This is a genomic window from Sphingomonas sp. PvP056 (assembly GCF_040549155.1).
Taxonomy (GTDB): Bacteria; Pseudomonadota; Alphaproteobacteria; order Sphingomonadales; family Sphingomonadaceae; genus Sphingomonas.
In genome coordinates, this window is the sequence record NZ_JBEPST010000005.1 from 78,714 (window position 1) to 99,603 (window position 20,890).

The 20,890-nt window shown below is 65.8% G+C and carries 14 protein-coding genes; 9 read left to right on the forward strand and 5 right to left on the reverse strand.

Going from position 1 to position 20,890, the window contains the following annotated elements; genetic code table 11:
* The first annotated feature begins 113 nt into the window (after nucleotides 1–113).
* The 5 genes from ABIC17_RS13310 to ABIC17_RS13330 are packed head-to-tail and all read left to right on the forward strand — an operon-like array spanning nucleotide 114 to nucleotide 8,118.
* Nucleotides 114–1,460, forward strand: a complete 1,347-nt coding sequence (locus ABIC17_RS13310; protein ID WP_354282458.1) for a sugar porter family MFS transporter — start codon at nucleotides 114–116, stop codon at nucleotides 1,458–1,460.
* Nucleotides 1,457–2,386, forward strand: a complete 930-nt coding sequence (locus ABIC17_RS13315; RefSeq protein WP_354282459.1) for an ROK family protein — start codon at nucleotides 1,457–1,459, stop codon at nucleotides 2,384–2,386. The genes ABIC17_RS13310 and ABIC17_RS13315 overlap by 4 nt, the downstream gene beginning before the upstream one ends.
* Complete coding sequence (locus tag ABIC17_RS13320) at nucleotides 2,373–4,094, forward strand: class I mannose-6-phosphate isomerase (protein ID WP_354282461.1); 1,722 nt, start codon at nucleotides 2,373–2,375, stop codon at nucleotides 4,092–4,094. Before ABIC17_RS13315 ends, ABIC17_RS13320 begins: the two co-directional genes overlap by 14 nt.
* A 44-nt stretch (nucleotides 4,095–4,138) precedes the next feature.
* The gene (locus tag ABIC17_RS13325; RefSeq protein WP_354282462.1) at nucleotides 4,139–6,940 is read left to right on the forward strand and encodes a TonB-dependent receptor; all 2,802 of its coding nucleotides are present in this window, start codon (nucleotides 4,139–4,141) and stop codon (nucleotides 6,938–6,940) included.
* The gene (locus ABIC17_RS13330) at nucleotides 6,940–8,118 is read left to right on the forward strand and encodes a glycoside hydrolase family 76 protein (protein WP_354282464.1); all 1,179 of its coding nucleotides are present in this window, start codon (nucleotides 6,940–6,942) and stop codon (nucleotides 8,116–8,118) included. Before ABIC17_RS13325 ends, ABIC17_RS13330 begins: the two co-directional genes overlap by 1 nt.
* A 41-nt stretch (nucleotides 8,119–8,159) precedes the next feature.
* Here the strand turns inward: ABIC17_RS13330 and ABIC17_RS13335 are convergent, their stop codons facing one another.
* Genes ABIC17_RS13335 through ABIC17_RS13345 form a run of 3 tightly spaced genes read right to left on the reverse strand, consistent with a single transcriptional unit; the run spans nucleotide 8,160 to nucleotide 11,325 of the window.
* A complete protein-coding gene (locus tag ABIC17_RS13335; RefSeq protein ID WP_354282466.1) occupies nucleotides 8,160–8,873 on the reverse strand; it encodes a gluconate 2-dehydrogenase subunit 3 family protein in 714 nt (237 codons plus the stop codon).
* A complete protein-coding gene (locus ABIC17_RS13340; protein WP_354282468.1) occupies nucleotides 8,870–10,576 on the reverse strand; it encodes a GMC family oxidoreductase in 1,707 nt (568 codons plus the stop codon). The genes ABIC17_RS13335 and ABIC17_RS13340 overlap by 4 nt, the downstream gene beginning before the upstream one ends.
* Nucleotides 10,573–11,325, reverse strand: coding sequence for a 3-keto-disaccharide hydrolase (locus ABIC17_RS13345; RefSeq protein WP_354282470.1), 753 nt, complete (start codon nucleotides 11,323–11,325; stop codon nucleotides 10,573–10,575). Before ABIC17_RS13345 ends, ABIC17_RS13340 begins: the two co-directional genes overlap by 4 nt.
* A 285-nt stretch (nucleotides 11,326–11,610) precedes the next feature.
* Here ABIC17_RS13345 and ABIC17_RS13350 point away from each other — a divergent pair, with 285 nt between their 5' ends.
* Nucleotides 11,611–14,028 carry a TonB-dependent receptor gene (locus ABIC17_RS13350; RefSeq protein ID WP_354282472.1) on the forward strand — a complete coding sequence of 806 codons (2,418 nt, stop codon included), beginning with the start codon at nucleotides 11,611–11,613 and terminating at the stop codon, nucleotides 14,026–14,028.
* Nucleotides 14,029–14,095: 67 nt separating this feature from the next.
* Here ABIC17_RS13350 and chrA read toward each other — a convergent pair whose 3' ends face one another.
* On the reverse strand, nucleotides 14,096–15,502 hold the full coding sequence (gene chrA / locus ABIC17_RS13355) for a chromate efflux transporter (RefSeq protein WP_354282474.1): 1,407 nt from the start codon (nucleotides 15,500–15,502) through the stop codon (nucleotides 14,096–14,098).
* Nucleotides 15,499–16,347 carry a chromate resistance protein ChrB domain-containing protein gene (locus tag ABIC17_RS13360; RefSeq protein WP_354282475.1) on the reverse strand — a complete coding sequence of 283 codons (849 nt, stop codon included), beginning with the start codon at nucleotides 16,345–16,347 and terminating at the stop codon, nucleotides 15,499–15,501. The genes chrA and ABIC17_RS13360 overlap by 4 nt, the downstream gene beginning before the upstream one ends.
* Nucleotides 16,348–16,631: 284 nt before the next feature.
* Here ABIC17_RS13360 and ABIC17_RS13365 point away from each other — a divergent pair, with 284 nt between their 5' ends.
* From ABIC17_RS13365 to ABIC17_RS13375, 3 genes are all read left to right on the forward strand, one after another.
* Nucleotides 16,632–17,513 carry a fatty acid desaturase gene (locus ABIC17_RS13365; RefSeq protein WP_354282477.1) on the forward strand — a complete coding sequence of 294 codons (882 nt, stop codon included), beginning with the start codon at nucleotides 16,632–16,634 and terminating at the stop codon, nucleotides 17,511–17,513.
* Entirely contained in the window at nucleotides 17,510–18,316 is an 807-nt protein-coding gene (locus ABIC17_RS13370; protein ID WP_354282478.1) for a phosphate/phosphite/phosphonate ABC transporter substrate-binding protein, read from the forward strand. Before ABIC17_RS13365 ends, ABIC17_RS13370 begins: the two co-directional genes overlap by 4 nt.
* Before the next feature lie 209 nt (nucleotides 18,317–18,525).
* On the forward strand, nucleotides 18,526–20,817 hold the full coding sequence (locus ABIC17_RS13375; protein WP_354282480.1) for a TonB-dependent receptor: 2,292 nt from the start codon (nucleotides 18,526–18,528) through the stop codon (nucleotides 20,815–20,817).
* Nucleotides 20,818–20,890: the final 73 nt, after the last annotated feature.

Sequence of the window (20,890 nt, forward strand, 5' to 3'; positions counted from 1 at the left end):
AATCAGGGTGCCTAACGCAACGCAACGCGGCGACGGGACCGGCACCAGGATCGCACGATTAGGGAGGAGGTTCGTCCGACGTAGGCGCCCCCCGTTTGAAAGGAGAGGCGCAGATGGGCACTGGAGCAGCACGTACGACCCTGATGTCTGTCGTCGTCGCCGTGTCGCTATCCGGCTTGCTGTTCGGCTTCGACACTGCGGTCATCTCGGGCGTGACGGATGCGCTTCGCCTGCAATATGATCTGTCGGCCGCCGCGCTTGGCATAACGGTTTCCTCCGCGCTGGTCGGCACCATGTTCGGTGCGGCCGCAGCCGGCGTTTTCGGCGATCGTCGTGGCGCACGATCCGGCCTGCGCTGGGCCGCTGCCCTGTACCTGATCTCGGGGCTCGGCTGTGCGCTGGCGTGGGGATGGTTTCCGCTGCTCGCCTTCCGGATCATGGCCGGGATCGCGATCGGCGCGTCATCCGTGCTCGCGCCGATCTATCTCGCCGAGATCGCGCCCGCTGCTCGCCGCGGCGCGATCGTCGGCGGCTTTCAGGTCAGCATCGTGATCGGGATCCTGCTCGCCTATGTCTGCAATGCCGCGATCGATGCCGCGATGACCGACCCCGCGATCGCATGGCGGTGGAAGCTCAGCTGTACCGCGCTGCCCGCAGCGATCTTCCAGTTTCTGATGATCCGGGTGCCCGACAGCCCACGCTGGCTGATCGTTCGAGGCCGCTCCGACGAAGCCGCAGCAGCGTCGCTCAGCCTTTATGGGCATGCGCCGATGCGGGAGGAAAGCGTTCCCGCCGCTACGGGCAGCAAGGTTTCGCTTGCTTCACTCTGGACGCAAGCGCGCCGCCCGATGATCCTCGCGATCCTCATCGGTGCACTCAACCAGCTCACCGGGATCAACGCGATCCTTTATTATCTGAACGACATCTTCGCCGCGGCCGGCTTCGCGCAGGTGTCGGCGAACCTTCAAGCGATCGCGGTCGGGGTGGCGAACCTCGTCTTCACCATCGTCGGCATGATGCTGATCGACCGGGTCGGGCGCAGACCACTGCTTCTGGTCGGCGGGGCTGCGATGGCCGTCCTGCTGACGATCGCGACCGCGATCATGCTCGGGATTCTGCCGAAATATCTGATGGTCGGTGTCCTCGTCTGCTTCATCGCGGCGTTCGCGACGTCGCAGGGCGCGGTGATCTGGGTCTATATGAGCGAGATCTTCCCCGCGCGCTTCCGCGCCGCGGGACAGGCGCTGGGTGCCGGAACGGTGTGGCTGTTCGACGCGCTGGTATCAGCGGTCTTTCCGGTCGCCGCCGCCATGTCACCCGCAATTCCGTTCGCCTTCTTCGCGGTCTGCATGGTGGTGCAATGCATCCTCGTCTTCCGCCTGTTTCCCGAGACGAAGGAAGCCTCGCTCGAAGAAATCGAACGTCGGATGCACCACGCAAGCCCCGGCCTCGTGGCATGAACCGCTATCTGGCGATCGACATCGGCGGCTCCCACATCGCGTACGCGCTGGTGCGCGGCGGCGTGGTGGAGCGCCGCGCCGAGATCGCGGTCCCGGTGACCCCGACCCTGGAAACGCTGCTGCCCGAACTCGAGCGCATCCTTGCCGACCTGCGCGCGGGGCACGCGGTAGCGGGGGTGGCGGTGGCCTTTCCGGGGCTGATCGATCCGCGCTCGGGGCACGTCGTCTCCACGCCGGCCGGCAAATATGAGGATGCGGTCGGGTTCGACTTTGCCGGTTGGTCGAAAGCGCATCTCGACCTTCCGATCATGCTCGAAGTCGATGGTCGCATGGCGCTGCTCGGCGAACGGACCTACGGCGCGCTGATCGGTCGGGACGATGCCGTTCTGCTGGGTCTCGGAACCGGGATCGGATCCGCGGCGCTGATGGGGGGGACGATCGTGCGCGGCCGGACCGGCCACGCTTCGGTGCTCGCGGGGCATATGACGATCGACACCGATGGGCCGCTGTGCCGGTGCGGCAATATCGGATGTGCCGAAGCGATCGCGTCGACCTGGGCCTTGCCCCGTCTCATCGCGACCTTGCCCGAGCGAGGCCGGCTTCATGCGCTGGACGAGCCCGACCTCAAGACGGTGCTCGACCTGGCGCGCGCGGGGGACGAAGGCGCGCGCGCCATTCGTGCGATCTGCCTGAACGCCTGGGCGACCGTCGCGCTCAATCTCGTCACCGCATACGATGCTTCGTACGTGCTCGTGACCGGCGGCGCGGCGGCGGCGGCGGAAGTCGTGCCCTTCATCCAGGACCATGTCCGCCACCACGTCTGGTGCCTCGGCGCGCCACCGGTCGTGGTGCGGGGCGCGCTCGGGTCCGACGCGGCGTTGCTCGCCGCCACCCCGCTCTGGGAGGATCGCCATGACCCGCTATGACAAGCAGCCTGTCGTTCAGGTCGACGACCAGCCCGCACCGTGCGCGGTGGGATGGTCCGAGATCATCCCCCTCCTCCCCGACACGGGCGATCTCTGCATCGAATGTTATCCGGGTGCGCCGGTGGCCGACGTCATCGCTGCGATGCGCGCGGCCTATCCCGACGCGCTGGTCGTCGACACGGCATCTCTGTTCAAAGCCCCCGAGGTGATCGATGCGGCGGTTGCGACACACCTCGGCAGCGATCCGGTCTTCGCACGGTTCGAGACCATCGGGATCGATGCCTTTCTAGATCATGCCTTTCTCGAGACCTGGCGATCCACCCGCGCGACGGATTCGCGGACGATCGTGGTCGGCCCGGGCGCCGCGACGATCCTGCCGTCCCACGATGCGGCGATCTACGTCTCGATGGCACGGTGGGAATTGCAGCAGCGCCAGCGCCGTGGGCAGATCGCCAATCTCGGCAGCCGCAATGCCGGAACCCGTGCTGCCGATTTGTATCGCCGCGCCTTCTTCGTCGATTGGCGCGTCGGAGACGAGATCAAGTACGAGCTGCTGCCAGCCACGCAGTTCGTCATCGAGATGAACGGTCCCGACCCCCGGATGGTCAGCACCGCAACCTACTTTCGCGCGCTCGATCTCGCGGTCCGCCGCCCCATTCGGGTCGTGCCGTTCTTCGACGCCGGGCCGTGGGGCGGCCAGTGGATGCGCGCGCAGTTCGACCTGCCTGACGGGCCGCTCAATTACGCCTGGTGCTTCGATTGCGTGCCAGAGGAGAACAGCCTGCTGCTTGGCTTCGGTGATCGCCGGTTCGAGATTCCGGCGCTCGATCTCGTCCGGCTCAGACCGGAGAAGTTGCTGGGGCCCGCCATCGTCGCACATTTCGGTGCGGAGTTCCCGATCCGGTTCGACATGCTGGACACGATGGGGGGCGGGAACCTGTCGCTGCAGGTCCATCCGCAGCAGGACTATGCACGCGATGCCTTCAACCTGCGCTACACACAGGACGAAAGCTATTACATGCTCGATGCAGGCGACGATGCGGTCGTCTATCTCGGGCTGACCGACGCCGCCGATCCTGCCGTGTTCGCCGAAACCTTCACCGCGGCGCAGAACGGCGGCCCTCCCCCCGACGTCGACGCGTTCGTCAACCGGATCCCCGCACGGAAGCACGACCACTTCCTGATCCCTGCCGGGACCATCCATTGCTCGGGCAGCAATGCAATGGTGCTGGAGATCAGCGCGACCCCGTACATCTTCACCTTCAAGCTGTGGGATTGGGAGCGGCTTGGTCTCGACGGTCGACCACGACCGATCCACCTCGAGCACGGTCTCGCGAATATCGACTGGTCGCGGCGCGAGGATTTCACGCGCGACGAACTCGTCAATCAGGTCACCACGGTCGCCGAAGGAAGCGACTGGACGCGGGAGCGGACCGGGTTGCACCGGCTCGAATTCATCGAGACCGAGCGGATCTGGTTCGCGTCCAGCGTCGATCTTCAAACCGACCGGAACCTCAACGTCCTCAACCTCGTCGCGGGCACCGCCGCGGTCGTGGAAAGCCCGTCCGGGGCCTTTGCGCCGTACGAAGTTCATTACGCCGAAACCTTCATCATCCCCGCCGAAATCGGCGCTTACCGGTTGCGGTCGCTCGACGGGGGCGACGCCCGCTGCGCCGTGATGCGGGCGTACGTCCGCCCGCACGACTGAATCACTGACATTACAAAATGATAATCTACCCAGGGAGAGACCATATGAAAGCACTCGACCGACTGGTCGTTTCGACCATCGCGCTTGCCGCAGCGTCGCTATGGAGCAGCGGCAGCGCCGCGCAGACGACACCCGCAACGCCGCCGCAGCCCGCAGCGCAAAGCGATGCGACGCCCGCGGAAGCCGGTCCACCAGCCGCCGCCGACGGCGCGGTCGCCGCGGAACCCGCATCCGGGGACATCGTCGTCACCGGGTTGCGCCGCAGCCTTCAGTCGGCCCAGACGTTGAAACGCGATTCCGACCAGATCGTCGATGCGGTCGTCGCCGAGGATATCGGCAAGCTGCCCGACAACAACGCATCGGAGGCGCTGGCGCGCATCACCGGCGTGCAGGTCAACCGCAGCAGTGACGAAGCCGGCAGCGTGCAGGTCCGCGGCCTCCCCAACCTCACCACCACCTTCAACGGGCGGGAGATGTTCACCGCCGAGCAACGCAACGTCGCGCTGCAGGATTTCCCGGCGGGCGCGCTTGCGGGGCTGGAGGTCTACAAGACGACGAGCGCGGACCAGATCGAGGGCGGCATCGCTGGTCTGATCAACGTGCGGTCACGGCGTCCGTTCGATTTCGCCGGGTTCCAGATCGCGGGCGCCGTGCGCGGCACGTACGGCGATCAGGCGAAGACGTTCGATCCCAATTTCAACGTGCTCGTCACCGATCGCTGGGACACCGGCATCGGGCAGATCGGCGCGCTCATCAACGTGTCGTACACCCAGCTGCATTACCAGACGTCGTCGCGCTACATCAACGGCAACATCGTCGCGCCCAACGCCGCGCAACCCGTCGCGGGATCGCGCGACTTCGTCCTCCCCGAGTCCGCTGGCGTCTATTACGATCGCGGCAAGCGCTGGCGGCCGTCCGTCAACGGCACGCTGCAATGGCGTCCGAGCGAACGGCTCGAATTCTACATCGACGGCCTGTTCCAGGGCGCGCGGACCGACGTTGCCAATGATTTCGCCGGGCTCAACCTGGTCAACGACAATCCCGCGCTGAGCAACATCGTCCGCAACCCCGACGCGCCGGGCACGCTCACCAGCGTCACGGCGACCCCCGACTTCGCGAACGGCAGGAACATCGACTTCTCGCGCAGCACGCGCGCGGGTCGCACCAATGCGTATCAGGGCGCGATCGGCGGATCGTGGAAGAGCGATCGCGCGACGATCACGACCGACTTCGCCTATACGGACTCGAAAGCCGAATATACCGACTACAACTTCGATTACGCGCCCGCGCAGGCGCAGGCCGCGTCGATCGTGTTCGACATCGGCGGCAAGGACGGCGGACCAGCGCTGGGCCTGCCCGGTTTCGATGCGAACAACGGTGGCAACTATATCCTGCGCGGCATCTACGATCGACGTTCGCTCGCCACCGGCAAGGGGATCCAGTGGCGCACCGACCTCAAACTGCAGACCGAACTGCCGGTCATCAAGCAGATCGACGTCGGGTTCCGGTTTACGGATCGCGACGCCCGGCTGCGGAGCGGGGGGCGCTATGCAACGCTGCGGCCGCTCGCCTTGCCGCTGACCGCAGTTCCGGGAGGCGACACGGGGCAGCCGATCGACGTCGGCTTCCGTGGCGGTCAGGCACCACCGCTCAGCCAGTGGTACGCGCCCACCCGAAGCGGCATCGTCGACAACATCGACGCCCTGCGGGATCTCGCCCGCTCCGGCCTCGCGCAGATCGGGACGCCCGCCGCCCTGGCCGAACTGGCGCAATGGGGATCGGAGATCCCGGCGTTCGTCCAGAACGAGCAGCTCGACGCGGTCGAGCGGTCCTACGCCTTCTACGGTCAGTTCCACTATGGCTTCGACGTCGGCACCGTCCCGATCGACGGCGTGATCGGCACGCGCGTGGTCAACACCAAGGCCAATCTGACCGGCAATGCATTGGTCGGCGGCACGCTGGTCACCACGACATCGCGGCAGAACTATCTCGACGTGCTGCCGAGCGCCTCGTTCCGCGCCAAGTTCTCGGACAAGCTGCAATTGCGCCTGTCCGCGACGGAAACCCGGACCCGCCCGGAATATGGCCAGCTCAACCCGGCGATCACGATCGGCAACCCCAACGGCACCCCGCCGATCACCGGCAACAGCGGCAACATCAATCTCCAGCCGATCCTGTCCAAGAATTACGACGCGTCGCTCGAATGGTACTTCACCAAGACCGGCTCGCTGACCGGCGCGATCTTTCGGCGGGATGTGAAGGGCTTCATCACCAATCTCAACGTTCCCACGGTGGTCGAACCTTACGGCCAGATCGTCGTCAACCGGCCGGAGAATGGCGGCAGCGGCAGGCTGCAGGGTGTCGAGGTTGCGTTCCAGACCTTCTTCGATTTCCTGCCCGGCTGGCTCAGCGGGTTCGGGACGCAGCTCAACGGCACCTATATTGACGCATCGCAGGCGCTGCCGGTGTCGCTCGGCACGACCGGCCAGAACAGCGACATACCGGGCGTCTCCAAGTGGAGCTACAACGCGGTCGGCATTTACGAAAAGGGTCCGGTTTCCGCACGGCTGGCGTATAACTGGCGGTCGCGGGTGACGAACTTCTTCGCCACCGACCAGCTCGGGCAACTGATCGGCGCGGAGTTCAACCGCCCGATCGAACGGCTCGATTTCTCGCTGTCGGTCGCCGCGATCGAAGCCGTCACGCTGACGTTCGACGTCAGCAACATCACCGGGTCGCCCTATCGCGCCTTGCGCGCGGTTCCGGGGCTTGAGAATGCCAATTACCCACGCGATGTCCGGTACGAAAGCCGCGTCTTCGCGGTGGGCGCACGGTTCCGTTTCTGATGACGGGGCAAAGCGTATCGCGCCGGACCCTGCTCGGCATGGCGGCGGGTCTATCGGCCGCCGTCGTCGCCGATGCGGCGGTCGGTCAACGTGGTCGCGGCAATTCCGGGGCCACGCTTGACCGGGCACTCGACTGGCATGCCGCGCTCGAGCGATGCTTCGCCGTGGCGGATGGAACCGGCCTGTACCGGGAATACCATCCGCCGGAGCCGCGCGACGAGCGCTATTCAACGGAATGGCCCTTCTCCCAGGCACATATCGCCTTGCTCGACCTGGCGATGATCCCCGGCGCGACGGGGCGGCGGTTCGCGCCTGCGCTGGCGAAGGTCCGTGCCGCACAGGCGCGTTACTGGTCGAAGACGTCGACGACGGGGCGCGCCGGGCATCTGGCCAAGGTGCTGCCGCCGCTCGGTCATGGGGACGACCTCTATTACGACGACAATGAATGGGTCGGGCTGGCCGAAATCCAGCACCATCTGTTTCGACGCGATCCGGTGTCACTCCACAACGCCCGCGATATCTTCGAGCTGATCCGGTCAGGGTGGTCAACCGACACGACCCTGCCCTCGCCCGGCGGCGTGCGCTGGACGCAGAAGAGCGACAATGGTGACCGCAATACCGTGTCCAACATGCCGGCCGCAGAGATGGGCGTTCGGCTGTACATGCTGACCGGGGATCGCAGCTATCTCGACGATGCCTTGCGCTATTATCACTGGACCAACGCCACGCTGCAACGGCCGGACGGCTTGTACGCCGACCACCTCAAGACGAACGGTTCGATAGAGAAACGCGTCTGGAGCTACAATCAGGGCGTGCCGGTCGGCAACAACGTCCTGCTCTGGCGCGCAACGCGCGACGCGCAGTATCTCGCGACGGCCAGACGCATCGCCGACGCCAGCCATGCGCATCTCGTCGTCGGCAATCGCGTCGACGATCAACCCCCGCCGTTCAACGCGATCTATTTCAAGAACCTGCTACTGCTTGAAAGCGAAACCGGCGAGCATCGGTATCGCGACGCCATGCGCGGCTATGCCGACCGGATGTGGCGCGTGCGCCGCGACGGGGATGGACTCGTGCGCTTTCCCGGGCGGCGTGCAGAACTGATCGATACCGCCGCGATGGTTCAGATCGAAGCGGTGCTCCAATGGCGCGTGCGAGACTGGGCGCTGCTGTACTGAGCAACGATCCGCCGACGCGATTGCCGGTCCGCCGCCCTGGGCTATGCGGGCGGCGGTGTCAGTCCCATCCGGTCGAGCGCATGCGCATAATGCGCTAGCGCTTCGCGCGTTGGTCCGGGGTAAGCGCCGGGGGTGGGCTGGTCGCCGACATACCCCATGTCCGCCTTGCCCTCCGGCAGGCTGTAGAAGCCGAGCACGAACAGCCGGCGCAGCGTGTCCATGAACGCGACCGGAGCCACCATCCTGGCGACCGGCACGGGGACGCTGAGAGCGTCGAGCAGCATGGCCTGCTGCTGCGCCGCGATATCGACGAACGCCCGGTTATGCAGCGTGCGGCTTTGCGCGTCGAGCCAGAGCAGGCCGCCAACCACCTTCGCGCGATCTGCGCGCTGCTGCGGATAGGGTGCGCTGATCCATTCGTCGATGAACGCCCCGACGCCGAGCGCCCCCGCCCCCGGCGATGCCGCGTCCTGCGGCAGTATCAGGTCGCCCAGTACATCCACCGTCTTGCGCTGCGCGGCATCCAGCGTCAGCGGCCAGGGGACTTTGGGGCTCGCCAGATCGGGATCGCGGCCATAGCCCGGCGCCGGCGGCGGTGGTGGAGTGTCGGGCCAGTCGGCGATGCCATCGAACGGCGGCACGGCACCCGCGGCGTCGTCCACACCCTCGGCCATCGCCGGGCTCGTCCAGTGCGCGAGCGGCAACGCCGCCGCGGCCATCATCCATTGCAGCGTGGTGCGGCGTGACGGCGTCATGCGAAAGCCCCCGATTTCAGGCGCCGGGCAAGCTGCTCGGACGCACGCAACGCCAGCGCGAGGATCGTGAGCGTCGGGTTCTTGTGCGCGCCGGACGCGAAGACCGCACCATCCATCAGCACGAGATTGTCGACGTCCCAGGTCTGGCCATAGCCGTCGACCACCGACGATCGTTTGTCGGCCCCCATCCGGGCAGTGCCCAGTTCGTGGATGATCTCGCCCCCCGCGGTCATGATTTTCTCGGGCGGCACGTCGGGGTCGAGGATCGTGCCCCCCATCCGCTTGAACACGGCATGCGCGGTGCGGCGACCGTGGGCGACCTGGTTCACCTCATTCTGCGACCAGCGAAAGGCGAACCGTAGTACCGGGATGCCGAACCGGTCCTTCACGACCGGGTCCGCCTCGCAGAAACTGTCCGTGTTGGGGATCATTTCACCCCGCAGCGTCAACTGGATCGTCGCGCCCGAGGCGCTTCGGACCGCTGTCTTCAGCGCCGATCCCCAGACGCGCGGCACGGCATCCGCCGGCGGGATGCCGAACCGGCCGCCGATCTCGAAATGATACCCCCGCGCGAAGTCGAGCTCGCCGCGTTTCTGCTGCTGGTAGAGCCAGAAGGGGATATAGATGTGCTGGCCGCCGATGCCGTCCTCATTGTAGCGCGGACGATCGGCGAGCGCCGGAATATAGGCGCGGAAGGATGCACCGGTGGAATCGGTCAGGTTGCGGCCCAGCTCCCCGGAAGAATTGGCCAGCCCGCGCCCGCCTTCCCCCGAATTGAGCAGCAACCGGGTCGTTTCGCCCGTGCCGGCCGCCAGCACAACGGTGCGGGCGTTCATCGTGTGCCGCAGCCCGGTCCTGCGATCGACATATTCGACCCCGGCGGCGCGATCGGGACGCGCCATCGTCACGCGCGACACCATCGCGTCGGTGACGATCGTCAGCCGCCCGGTCGCCTTCGCCATCGGCAGCAGCGACGTCGTCGTCTGGAACATCGCGCCGATCGTGCAGCCGCGCGTACAAGGCGTCGCGTTGAGGCAGGCACTGCGCGGCGCGACCGCGTCCGGCATGTCGCGCGTCAGCACCGCAGTATGCGCGGCACGCACCGGGATCCCCAGATCCTCGGCGGCAGCCTTGATCAGCATCTCCGGAATGCGGGGATGCGGCGGCGGCATCAGGCAACCCGGCGGGGAATCGGGGTGGTTCTCGAGCCCGAGCGGACCACCGTTGACGCCGACCATGCGTTCGACACGATCGTAGAACGGCGCCACATCGTCATAACCGATCGGCCAGTCGACCCCGAGGCCGTCGCGCGAGAACGGCTTGAAGTCATACGGCCCGAACCGCGGCACGTGCCGACCCCAGTGGTTGGTCCGTCCGCCCAGCATGCGCGGGCGGTACCAGCGGAAATCGGAGCCCTCGCGCTGCGTGTATGGCTCACCGTCGACCTGCCACCCGCCGCCGACCGTCGCGTCGAAATAGCCGAACGGCTTGTCGGGCGTGGCGGCACCGCGCAACGGCGCGTCGCTTTCGGGCGCGAACATGTTGACCTCGGCCTGCGGATCATAGTCGCGTCCTGCCTCGAGCAGGATGCACCGTAGCCCCGCTTTGGTCAGGCTGTAGGCGGCCATGCCTCCTGCCGCCCCCGATCCGACGATGACGACGTCCGCCTGCGCATCCGACGCAGGCTTCGCGTCGCGTATCACTTCGGCGCTTCCACCGCACTTGCCCCGATCACCCGCAGCTTGACGTTGCGGAACGCCACCGGTTCGCCGTGATCCTGCAAGGCGATCAAGCCGCTGGGAAACGTTCCGAAGAACGGCATCTTGGCGAACTTCGACGCCGCAACGCGGCTGCGCCAGGCATCGTCGCCGTAGGACACATCGGCGGTGGGTTTGCCGTTGAGCCATTGCCGGATCCGACCATGCTCGACGAGCAACCGCGCGTGGTTCCAGCTTCCGGCGGGCCGCGAGACGCCTGCTGGCGGCACCGTCAGATCGTAGAGTGCGCCTGCATGGTGCGAGGGGATCTTGCCGTCGGGATGCCCGGCGTCGTCGAGGATCTGCATCTCCAGCCCGGTCTCGTAGATTTGCCGGGTCTGCGGCACGTTGCGCGCGAGATAGAGAACGCCACTATTGCCGCCACGCTCGACTTTCCAGTCGAGCGTCAGCTCGAACGCGCCATAGCTGTTGGCGCTCACCAGATCGCCGCCGCTCATCCGCCCGCTGGTCGCGGTGAGTTCCAGCGTGCCGTCACGGACGACCCAAGACGGCGACGGTGCGCCGCCATCGAACGACCGCCAGCCGTCGAGATCGCGGCCGTTGAACAACAATTGCCACCCCGCCGCCCGTTCCCGCGCAGTCATCGTGTTGGGTGCCGCCTCTCGCGCAAGCGCAATCGTCGGTGCCATCGACACTACGGCCAGGCAGAGGATCGCCTTTGTCATCGTCACCATCAGGTCTCTCCAGTCGGCGCCCCTCTTCGAAGAGGAGCGATCTCGGTTCATCTGCGCCTGTACCCATCATTCAACAGAAACAGGCTTCCGTGAAGAGGCCTATCGCAGACCGAAGACTGAGGCGTTGCTGCGCGCGTCGCGAACACTCTGCGGAACGCCGCCGCGCGGCATGCCAAAGACGAATCATGCCGCGGCCAATAAAAGCTCTGTCCACAATCCCGATCATCGCCATAGGGTATCGGTACAGGGCAAGCGTCGAGTAAAGGCTCGCAAACGGGGGTTATCATGGCAGGAATTCCAATTTCGGGCGGGCGCGCCCTGTCGATGCTCGCGTTGATCGCGGGCATGGTTGCGGCACCTGCGCTGGCGCAATCGAGCGCGGTGCCACCGACCGCACCAGGGGCCGCTGCCGGCGACGCAGTGGGCGACGCGGTTGGCGACGCGGTGGGCGACATCGTCGTCACCGCCCGCCGCCGTGAAGAACGGCTCCAGACCACGCCCGTTTCCGCGACCGTCCTGTCACGCGACAACCTTGTGCAGCAGAACATCCGCACGTTCCAGGATCTGCGCGGGGCGGTGTCCAACCTCGAACTGGTGCCGCTGCTGTCGGGCGGCACGAGCTTCACGATTCGTGGGATCGGGCAGACCTTCAACCAGGTCAATTCCGACACCAAGGCGGGTTTCTACGTCGATGAGATGTACGTCAGCCGGCAGGAAGGCAATGATCTCTATTTCTACGACATTGCCTCGCTGCAGGTGCTGAAAGGACCGCAGGGCACGCTGTTCGGCAAGAACACGACCGCGGGCGCGGTGCTGCTGACGACGCAGCGCCCGACCGACAAGTTCGAGGGCTATGCACAGGTCCGCGCGGGCAGCCTGCGGCGGATCGATACCGAGGGTGCGCTCAACGTACCGCTGACCGACGGCATCTCCGCGCGCGCGAGCTTCCGGACGCAAAGCGTCCGCGGCTATATCACGCACGAACTGGACGATGGTCGCAGCGGCAACGTCAACAACCAGTCCGGACGCCTCCAACTGCGCGTCGACAGAGGCGGCCCACTCACGATCGACCTGCTCGGCGAATATAACCGGTCGAAGACCGATGGCGGCGCGACCATTCCGGTCGGCTGCCTTTCCACCGCCGGCTATATCCAGAATTACGATGCGCTCCACACCACGCCTTATTGTTCGGCCTATCCCGTTCTGGGGAAGCCCTATGCGGTCTACGGCGGTGCGACGCTGCTCGCGCCCACCAGCGCGGCGGTGACTGACATCGCACGCGGCGGCGATGCTGGCGGCATATCGCGCTACGGCGGCCGCGGCCCGTTCAACGACACCGACGCGACGACGCTCAACGCGCGGATCGGCTATGATCTCGGCGGTGGCCTGACGTTGCATTCGGTGACCGCCTACCGTCGTTCGCAAGCAAGCTTCTACACGCCGGTCAACAATGCCCCCAACGACATCTATGCGGAATATGACGACACCCGCAGCACGCAGTTTACGCAGGAGCTGACGATCGGCGGCACCGTGCTCGACGATCGCCTGACGTTCCTGGTGGGGGCCTTCTACTTCCAGCAGAAGACCGACTTCCTGCAGGACACCGGCCCCGACTGGATCGACCCGCTCGGCTATGTCTACGACGCGTCGCTGAATTATCGCAGCTACGCCGCCTTCGCGCAGGCATCGTACAAGATCACGCCGCGGCTCGAACTCACGCTCGGCGGACGCTATACCTATGACCGCAAGACCGGGTCCAGCTATGTCTTCTTCGCCGGACGCGAAAACACCTTCCTCTCCAATGGCGTGCCGACCCAGTGCGGCTATTTCAACGGCGATTTCCTGGGTGGCATCGCCAATTGCGGCGGCGCGCCGTTCACCGCGCGCGACACCAACGATTGGGACGGCTTCGACCCGAAAGTGCAGCTCGGCTATCGCTGGTCCGACACGGTCTTCACCTATCTGACCGCCGCGCACGGGTATAATTCCGGCGGGTTCAACCAGCAGTTGGGCAGTCCCTCGGCCGATGGACGCTTCCCGTCGTTCTACGATCCCGAAAAGCTCTGGTCGTATGAAGGGGGGATCAAGCTCGACCTGCTCGACCGGCGAGCGGTCATCAACCTGTCGGGCTTCTATCAGAAGTACACCGACATCCAGGCGGGCGTGAACGTGCTGGTCGGCAACGTCTCGACGCGGCAGGTGCAAAGTGCGGCCTCCGCGCACGAAGCGGGGTTCGAGGGGGAGTTCGTGTTGCGTCCGGTGCGGCACCTGACCGTCCGCGGGAACGTCTCGTACCTGACGCAAGCCTATGACAGCATCCGGCCGAACGCCGTGACCCTGACGCTGGACACGCCGGTCAACTCCGCCCCGAAATACACCTACAGCGCAGCGATCGCCTATGACTTCCAGATCCGCGGCGGCACGGTGACGCCGAGCATCGACGTCCGCGGCGTCGGCGAGAAGCCTGCCTGTCAGGATGGCGCGGACTATGTCTGCCGGCTGCCAGCCTATGCACTGGCCGGGTTCCGGGTCGATTATGTACCGCGCGCGGGTGGTCCGTGGCGGATCGGGGTGTATGGCACCAACGTATTCGACACGGTGACCCAATTGGCGCGGACCGGCTATTTCGGCGGGTTCGGGATCGATCGCGTCACGCCGGGACGGCCGCAGGAGTTCGGCGTCGAGACGTCGGTGCGGTTCTAGGCGGGCTCGGGGGCAGGAAGGCGGCTGCGGAGATCCGCCCCGGCGCGCTGCTCCTGCCGCTCGGCGTTCACTCGGCGAGGACACCGGTCGTCTGCAGCACGATCCCCGCGACCGACGCCGCGCCAAGCGTCGCGAAGATCCCGAACTTCAGCCGGAACATCGCGACGATCGCGGCGAGCGCGATGCCGAGCGCCCAGGGATCGAGGCTCGCCACCACGGGCAGGTCGAGCCGCACCGGCCCAACCGCAAACGGCCGGACACTGCGGAACAACGTGTGGATCGCGAACCACACCGCCAGGTTGAGCACCACGCCGACCACCGCCGCGGTAATCGCGGACAACGCACCCGATAACGCCACGTTGCCGCGCATCCGCTCGATGAACGGAGCGCCCAGGAAAATCCACAGGAAGCACGGCACGAACGTCACCCAGGTCGCGAGCAACCCGCCCAGCGTCCCCGCCAGCAGCGGCGACAGCATCCCGGGGTGACGATACGCGCCGAGGAACCCGACGAACTGGAGCACCATGATCAGCGGCCCCGGCGTCGTCTCTGCCATGCCCAGCCCGTCGAGCATCTCGCGCGCAGTGAGCCAGTGATAGTGCTCGACCGCCTGCTGCGCGACATACGCAAGCACCGCATAGGCACCGCCGAAGGTGACGACCGCCATGGTCGAGAAGAAAGTCGCGATCTGGGTGAAGACGTTGCCTTGCCCAAGCAGCACCAGCAACGCCGCGACCGGTGCCAGCCACAGCACGAGCCACACCGCGGCCTGCTGCATCGACTGGCGGATCGTGGGGCTGGCGTGCGCGGGCAGACTTTCGCCGAGCAGCGTGTCGGCATCCGCGACGACCGTGCCCTTGTCGGACGCATGGCCCCCGCCGATCCGGAAGGCGGGCATATCAGCGCGCCCGCCCAAATAGCCGACCAGCCCCGCGCCTAGCACGATCAGCGGGAACGGCACGCCGAGAAAGAAGATCAGCCCGAACGCCGCCGCCGCCAGGCCACGCATTACGCCGTTCCGCAGCGCACGGCTCCCGATCCGCACCACCGCTTGTAGCACGACCGCGAGCACCGCGCATTTCAGCCCGAAGAACAGCCCCGCGACCAAACCGACCTGCCCGTACAGTACGTAGATCCAGCTCAGCGCCATGATCGATACCGCCCCCGGCAGCACGAACAGCGTTCCCGCGACGATCCCGCCGCGGGTCCGGTGCAGCAGCCAGCCGATATAGGTGGCCAGTTGCTGCGCCTCCGGCCCCGGCAGCAGCATGCAATAATTGAGCGCGTGGAGAAAACGCTGCTCGCCGATCCAGCGTTTCTCCTCGACCAGGATGCGGTGCATCACCGCGATCTGCCCGGCGGGTCCGCCGAACGACAGCGCCGCGATCCGCAGCCACACCCAGAAGGCTTGCCGCAGCGTCACCGGCGCGGGCCGCGCGATCGGTGCGACTGTGTCGCCGGTGATCGTGCTCATGCCGACACCTTCGGACGCGCCGCCTTCGGGGTGTGGGACACCCAGTCGTGCGTTTCGCCGGTCGCATCGCGGCACCAGCGATACAGCGCATCGTAGAGCAGCATTCCGGCATCGAGTTGCGCGAGATCGTTCGCAAACATCCGCGACAGGCCGAGCGAGAGCGCGACCAGCCCCGCCGCCTCGGGGGCAAGGTCGGGCCGCGCGGTATCCGCGCCACGCACGATCACAGCGAGCTGCGCGAGACCCGGGACAGCGGCAAGCCCGAACCGCGCCACCATTGTGTCGAACGTGCAATGCGCGCCGACGTGGCTCCACACCACGCCCTCCCCCGCAACATCGAACGCAGCCGCGCCGAACCGCTCCGCCACGCGCGTCACCTCCCCCGGGCTGACGAACAGGAACACCGCATCCGGATCGACAAAGCGACGGATCAGCCAAGGACAGGCGATGCGATCGACCTTCGGTCGCGCACGCGTCACCCACACCGTCCGCCCCTGCGCGTCGCGCGGCGGAAGCACCGCTTCAGGCACCATCGGCAGCCCCGCAGCGGCCCAGCCGAGCGTCCCGCCGTCCAGCATCTCCGCCGAGACGCGCTCATGCCGCAACCATGCGGTGACCCCCTCGCCGGCTGCGCCGCACTGCGCGTCGACGATCACCGCAGACCGACCGGCTAGTCCGCCCGACCAGGCGGCGATGTGGGTGTGGTCCCGACGCACGGACCCCGGCACCAGGCGCGGGTCGCTTGCGATTTCCTGATCGGTGCGGACGTCGACGATCGCGGGGCCATGCGGCAGCCCGATCAGGCGCGCCAATTTTTCGGGGGTGATTGAATTAATCGCGGGCATGAAGCGTCCTCCGGTGCAGCAGGGACGCGATGCTTCGGCTGTCGCCTCATGGGGAGATCGCTGGCCCCATCGCCATATTGAGCAATCCGCCGGTCGTGTTGTCAACTACTCGATCGGGGCCAACCGCCTTGGTAGCAGCAAATCCCACAAATAGCTGAGCTTAGCCGATCGATAGAAGAAGCAAGCTTCAATTCATATCACATTGGTGGACAATGCTGCTCCTGATGGAGAAAGCCGATGTCGCACCCCTGCCTTTCTCGCCGCCGCCTGTCGGAGGCCCGGTCATGACTAAACGCGCGATCGAATGGCCGACGCTGCTCGTCACGCTGACCATCTACGCCGGGTGGCTTGCCGCGACGTATTTCCACGCCGTCATTCCTGATCCGCTGCTTGTGCTAACGGGCGGATGGCTGATCGCCTGGCATGGCTCGCTTCAGCACGAGACGATCCATGGGCACCCGACGCGCTCTCTACGGATCAATGCAGCGATCGGTTTTCCGCCGCTCGCCCTGTGGTTGCCCTACGCACTCTACAGCCGCAGCCATGCTGCGCATCATCGCAGTCCATCGATCACCGACCCGCGGCACGATCCAGAATCACGCTATGTCGCAAGCCGGTCCAGCGTTTCGCTATGGTTGGCGCGGGTGCAGGCGCCGCTGCTCGGTCGCCTGCTGCTGGGACCACCGATCGCGATCCTGTCGCTCGGCGTGGAAGAAATCCGCCGTCTGCGCGACAAACCCCTGGCGGTGGCGCGGGACTGGCTGCCGCATCTGGCGGCAGTCGCCATCGTGCTTGGCTGGCTGCACTGGACGCAATTCGGGCTTGGACGCTACGTCGTGATGTTCGTATATCCCGGCATGGCGTTGACCTTGCTGCGATCCTTTGTGGAACATCGGGCTGACCTCCAAGCACCCGGCCGGGCTGCGACGGTCGAGCGCGGGGGCGTGCTGGGGCTTCTGTATCTCAACAACAACCTCCACGCCGCGCATCATGACCGGCCGGATCTCGCCTGGTATCGACTGCCCGCCTATCATGCGGCACACCGCGCCAGGCTCGCGCCCGATCATCGCACGACGTATCGCGGATATGGTGCGATCCTGCGCCGGTTCGCGATCCGGCACCACGATGTCCTCACCCACCCCGACTATCCGGGCGAGCCGTCGTGAGTGGCGCCGTGGCTTCGCTCGGCATGTACGATCACCCGGCGCAGCACGCGGCCAATGACCAGCTCTGGACGGCGCTGGCGGCACGGCTCCGCGCGCATGGGATCGACGCGCCCGACCGGCTCGACCGAACGCGGACGGTGGAGGCGATCTGGCGGGATCCGAAGCTGCTGTTCGGCCAGACGTGCGGCTATCCGCTCGTGACGGACGCCGCGCTTGCGCTGCACGTCATCGGGATCCCGGCTTATGACGCACCCGATTGCGCACACGGCCGGCACGTCTCCTATCTCGTCGCACGGCGGAGCGACGACGGTTCGCTCGCGACGTTCCGCAACCGCCGCGCCGCCATCAACGCGCGCAACTCCAACACCGGGCATAATCTGTTCAGGGCGACGGTCGCACCCCTTGCGCAAGACGGGCGGTTCTTCGGCGATGTCATTGAGACAGGCTCGCATCGCGCGAGCGTCGAAACCGTTGGCGCGGGCGCAGCCGATATCGCCGCGATCGACGCCGTCAGCTTCGCGGCGCTGCGTCGCTTCGATCCCGATGCGGTTTCAGGACTGCGCGTTATCGGCGTGACCGCCGACACCCCCGCGCTGCCGTTCGTGACGGCCCGTTCGACGCCCGAGGAAACGATCGTCGCGCTGCGGGAGGCGCTCGCCGACGTCATCGCCGACCCCGCGCTGGTCGAGGCACGGGCGAAAGTGTTTCTGGCGGATGTCATCCTCAGCGGGCCGGAACCCTACGCCCGCGTTCGCGCGCTCGAATGTGCGGCGGTCGAAGCGGGCTATCCCGTCCTGCGATAAAGCCACCCACCGGAAGCCTCGAAAACGCCGGGCGCGTAGCAAATCGCAAGAACGATCAGCAACATGCATTATCTTGGCCCCCCAAAACCCAATACCCCATTGGATTGGTAGGAGTTTGAGCCATCATGCCCCGATGGGTGAGCGCAGAACGCTTACCCGATCGAATGACGAATGGGGGCAGAATGCTATTATCCACACGATCCGGCCTGATGGTTCTAGCCCTGGTGGCGGCACCTTATCCGGCCTTCGCCCAGACCGAAGCCGAGCAAGCCCCGTCAAACGCAGCAACCGCGATACCCGATGATCAGTCCGGCGACATCGTCGTCACGGCGCTGCGGCGCCAGTCGACGGTGCAGACGACACCCATCGCCATTTCAGCGCTCGGCGAAGGGCAGTTGGCGAAACTGGGTGCGACGACGATCGCCGATATCATCCGCCAGGTCCCCGGATTGCAATTGACCGAAAGTGACTCAGGACGGACCCGTGTCTCGATCCGTGGTGTTCAGGCGGCGGGCGAAAGCACCGTCGGACTGTATTACGGCGAGACCCCGCTGACGGGACCTTCCGGAACGAATTCCGACCCGGCGGGCAATACGCCCAATCTCAATCTCTTCGACGTCGAGCGGGTCGAGGTTTTGCGCGGCCCGCAAGGGACGCTGTACGGGTCCGGATCGATGGGCGGCACCTTGCGCGTTTTGTTCAACCAGCCCGATGCCCGCAAATACGAAGGTACGGTCGAGGCACAAGCCACCACCACACAGAATGGTGGTCTAGGGTATTTCGTGAAGGGCGCGCTCAACGTCCCGATCGTCGCCGACAAGCTTGCGCTGCGCGTCGTCGGCTACCGCGAGCGGCAAGGCGGCTATGTCGATTATACGCTGCTCGATCGCAAGAACACCAACCGGGCAACGCTCGAGGGTGGCCGTGTCATGCTCGGCTTCACGCCAAGCAGTGCTGTTTCGATCACGGCGACCGCGCTGCTCCAGAACCAGGACATCGACGGCACCGCGCAATATAATTCGGTCCTCGGTCCGTTCCGCACCGATTTTCAGATTTTCCAGCCGTGGCATGACAAGCTGCAACTCTACAACGGCGTCGGACGGTTCGACCTGGGCTTCGCCACGCTGACGACCAGTGCGTCGTGGTATCGGTGGGACGTGGAGAGCACCAACGACAACAATGCCGCCTTCGCCAGTGTCGTCTCGAGAGCCCGCTGGTGCCCGCTCTACACGCGGGTCGCGCTCGGCGTTCCGACGACGACCTGCACGCCCGCGCAGCGCACCGCCTATCAGGCCTATGCCCGCTCGAAGGCTCCGTTCGGTGCCTATCAACCGCGCTATGTCCGCAATTTTATTCAGGAAGCGCGGCTCGGATCCAACGGCAAGGGCCCGTTCAACTACACCGTCGGCCTGTTCCACGAAGACCGCTTCGACCGCGTCGATACCTTGCCGTTCGCAGGCGATCCGGTGACGGGCGGGCAACGCGATCCGGTCGACAATCTGGGTGGCCGCAACATCCTGACCAGCGTGCAGCAGACCGCGTTCTTCGGCGAAGTCGGCTACCGTGTGCTGTCCCCGCTGACCCTCACGGTCGGCTTGCGCCATTTCGACTATACCAAGGTCGTCGGCGGCGAATATCTCGGGTACAATTTCACCAACGGCCAGGAACCCCGACCGTATGAAGAGACCAAGGCCAACGCAAAGGGCTGGGTCAAGAAGTTCAACGCCGAACTTCGGGCGACCCGCGACGTGCTGTTCTACGCCAATGCGGCGCAGGGTTTCCGCCCGGGGGGCGCGAACAACATCCCCAATCTCCCCGCACAATATCTCGTCTACCGCCCGGACTCGCTGTGGAACTACGAGCTTGGCGCAAAGACATCGTGGTTCGATCGCAGGGCCACGCTGAACGTCGCGATATATCGGACCGACTGGGACGAGGTGCAGACCTCGGTTTCGACGCTCCAGCAAGGCGGCGGCAACTTTAACTTCATCTACAATCTGGCGGGCGTCCGGGTCGAGGGCATCGAAGCGGAAGCGAGCGTTCGTCCGATCCGCCACCTCAGCATCAACGGCAGCGTCAATTACAACAACGCCCGGCTGACGTCCGATCAAGTCGATTCGACCGGCTTCATCAATGCGCCGGGGCGCGACGGCGACACGCTGGCTTATATCCCGAAGACGACCGCCTCGGCGGGGATCGAATATACCCCGCCCCTCTCAGACCGGCTGACGGGTCTGGCAAGGTTCGACTGGACCTATACCGGTCGGATGAACACCGAACTCCGAACGACCAACGCCTTTTACCGCGAGATCGGCAACTTCAGCATCTTCAACGCCCGGATCGGTTTCGATACGCAGGACGGGTTCGCTCTGTCGGTGTTCGCGAACAATCTGTTCAACACATACGGCCTCAATCGCGTCGCGTCGGCCACCGGGGTTCCGGATTATTATGTCAGCTCGCGCCCGCGAACCCTCGGCGTCAATGCGCGCAAGAGCTTCTGACCTGCCCTGATCGAGATTGGCAGGCTTGCCATCTCGCTCCACACTTGCCCCCATATCGAACAGGACGACACAC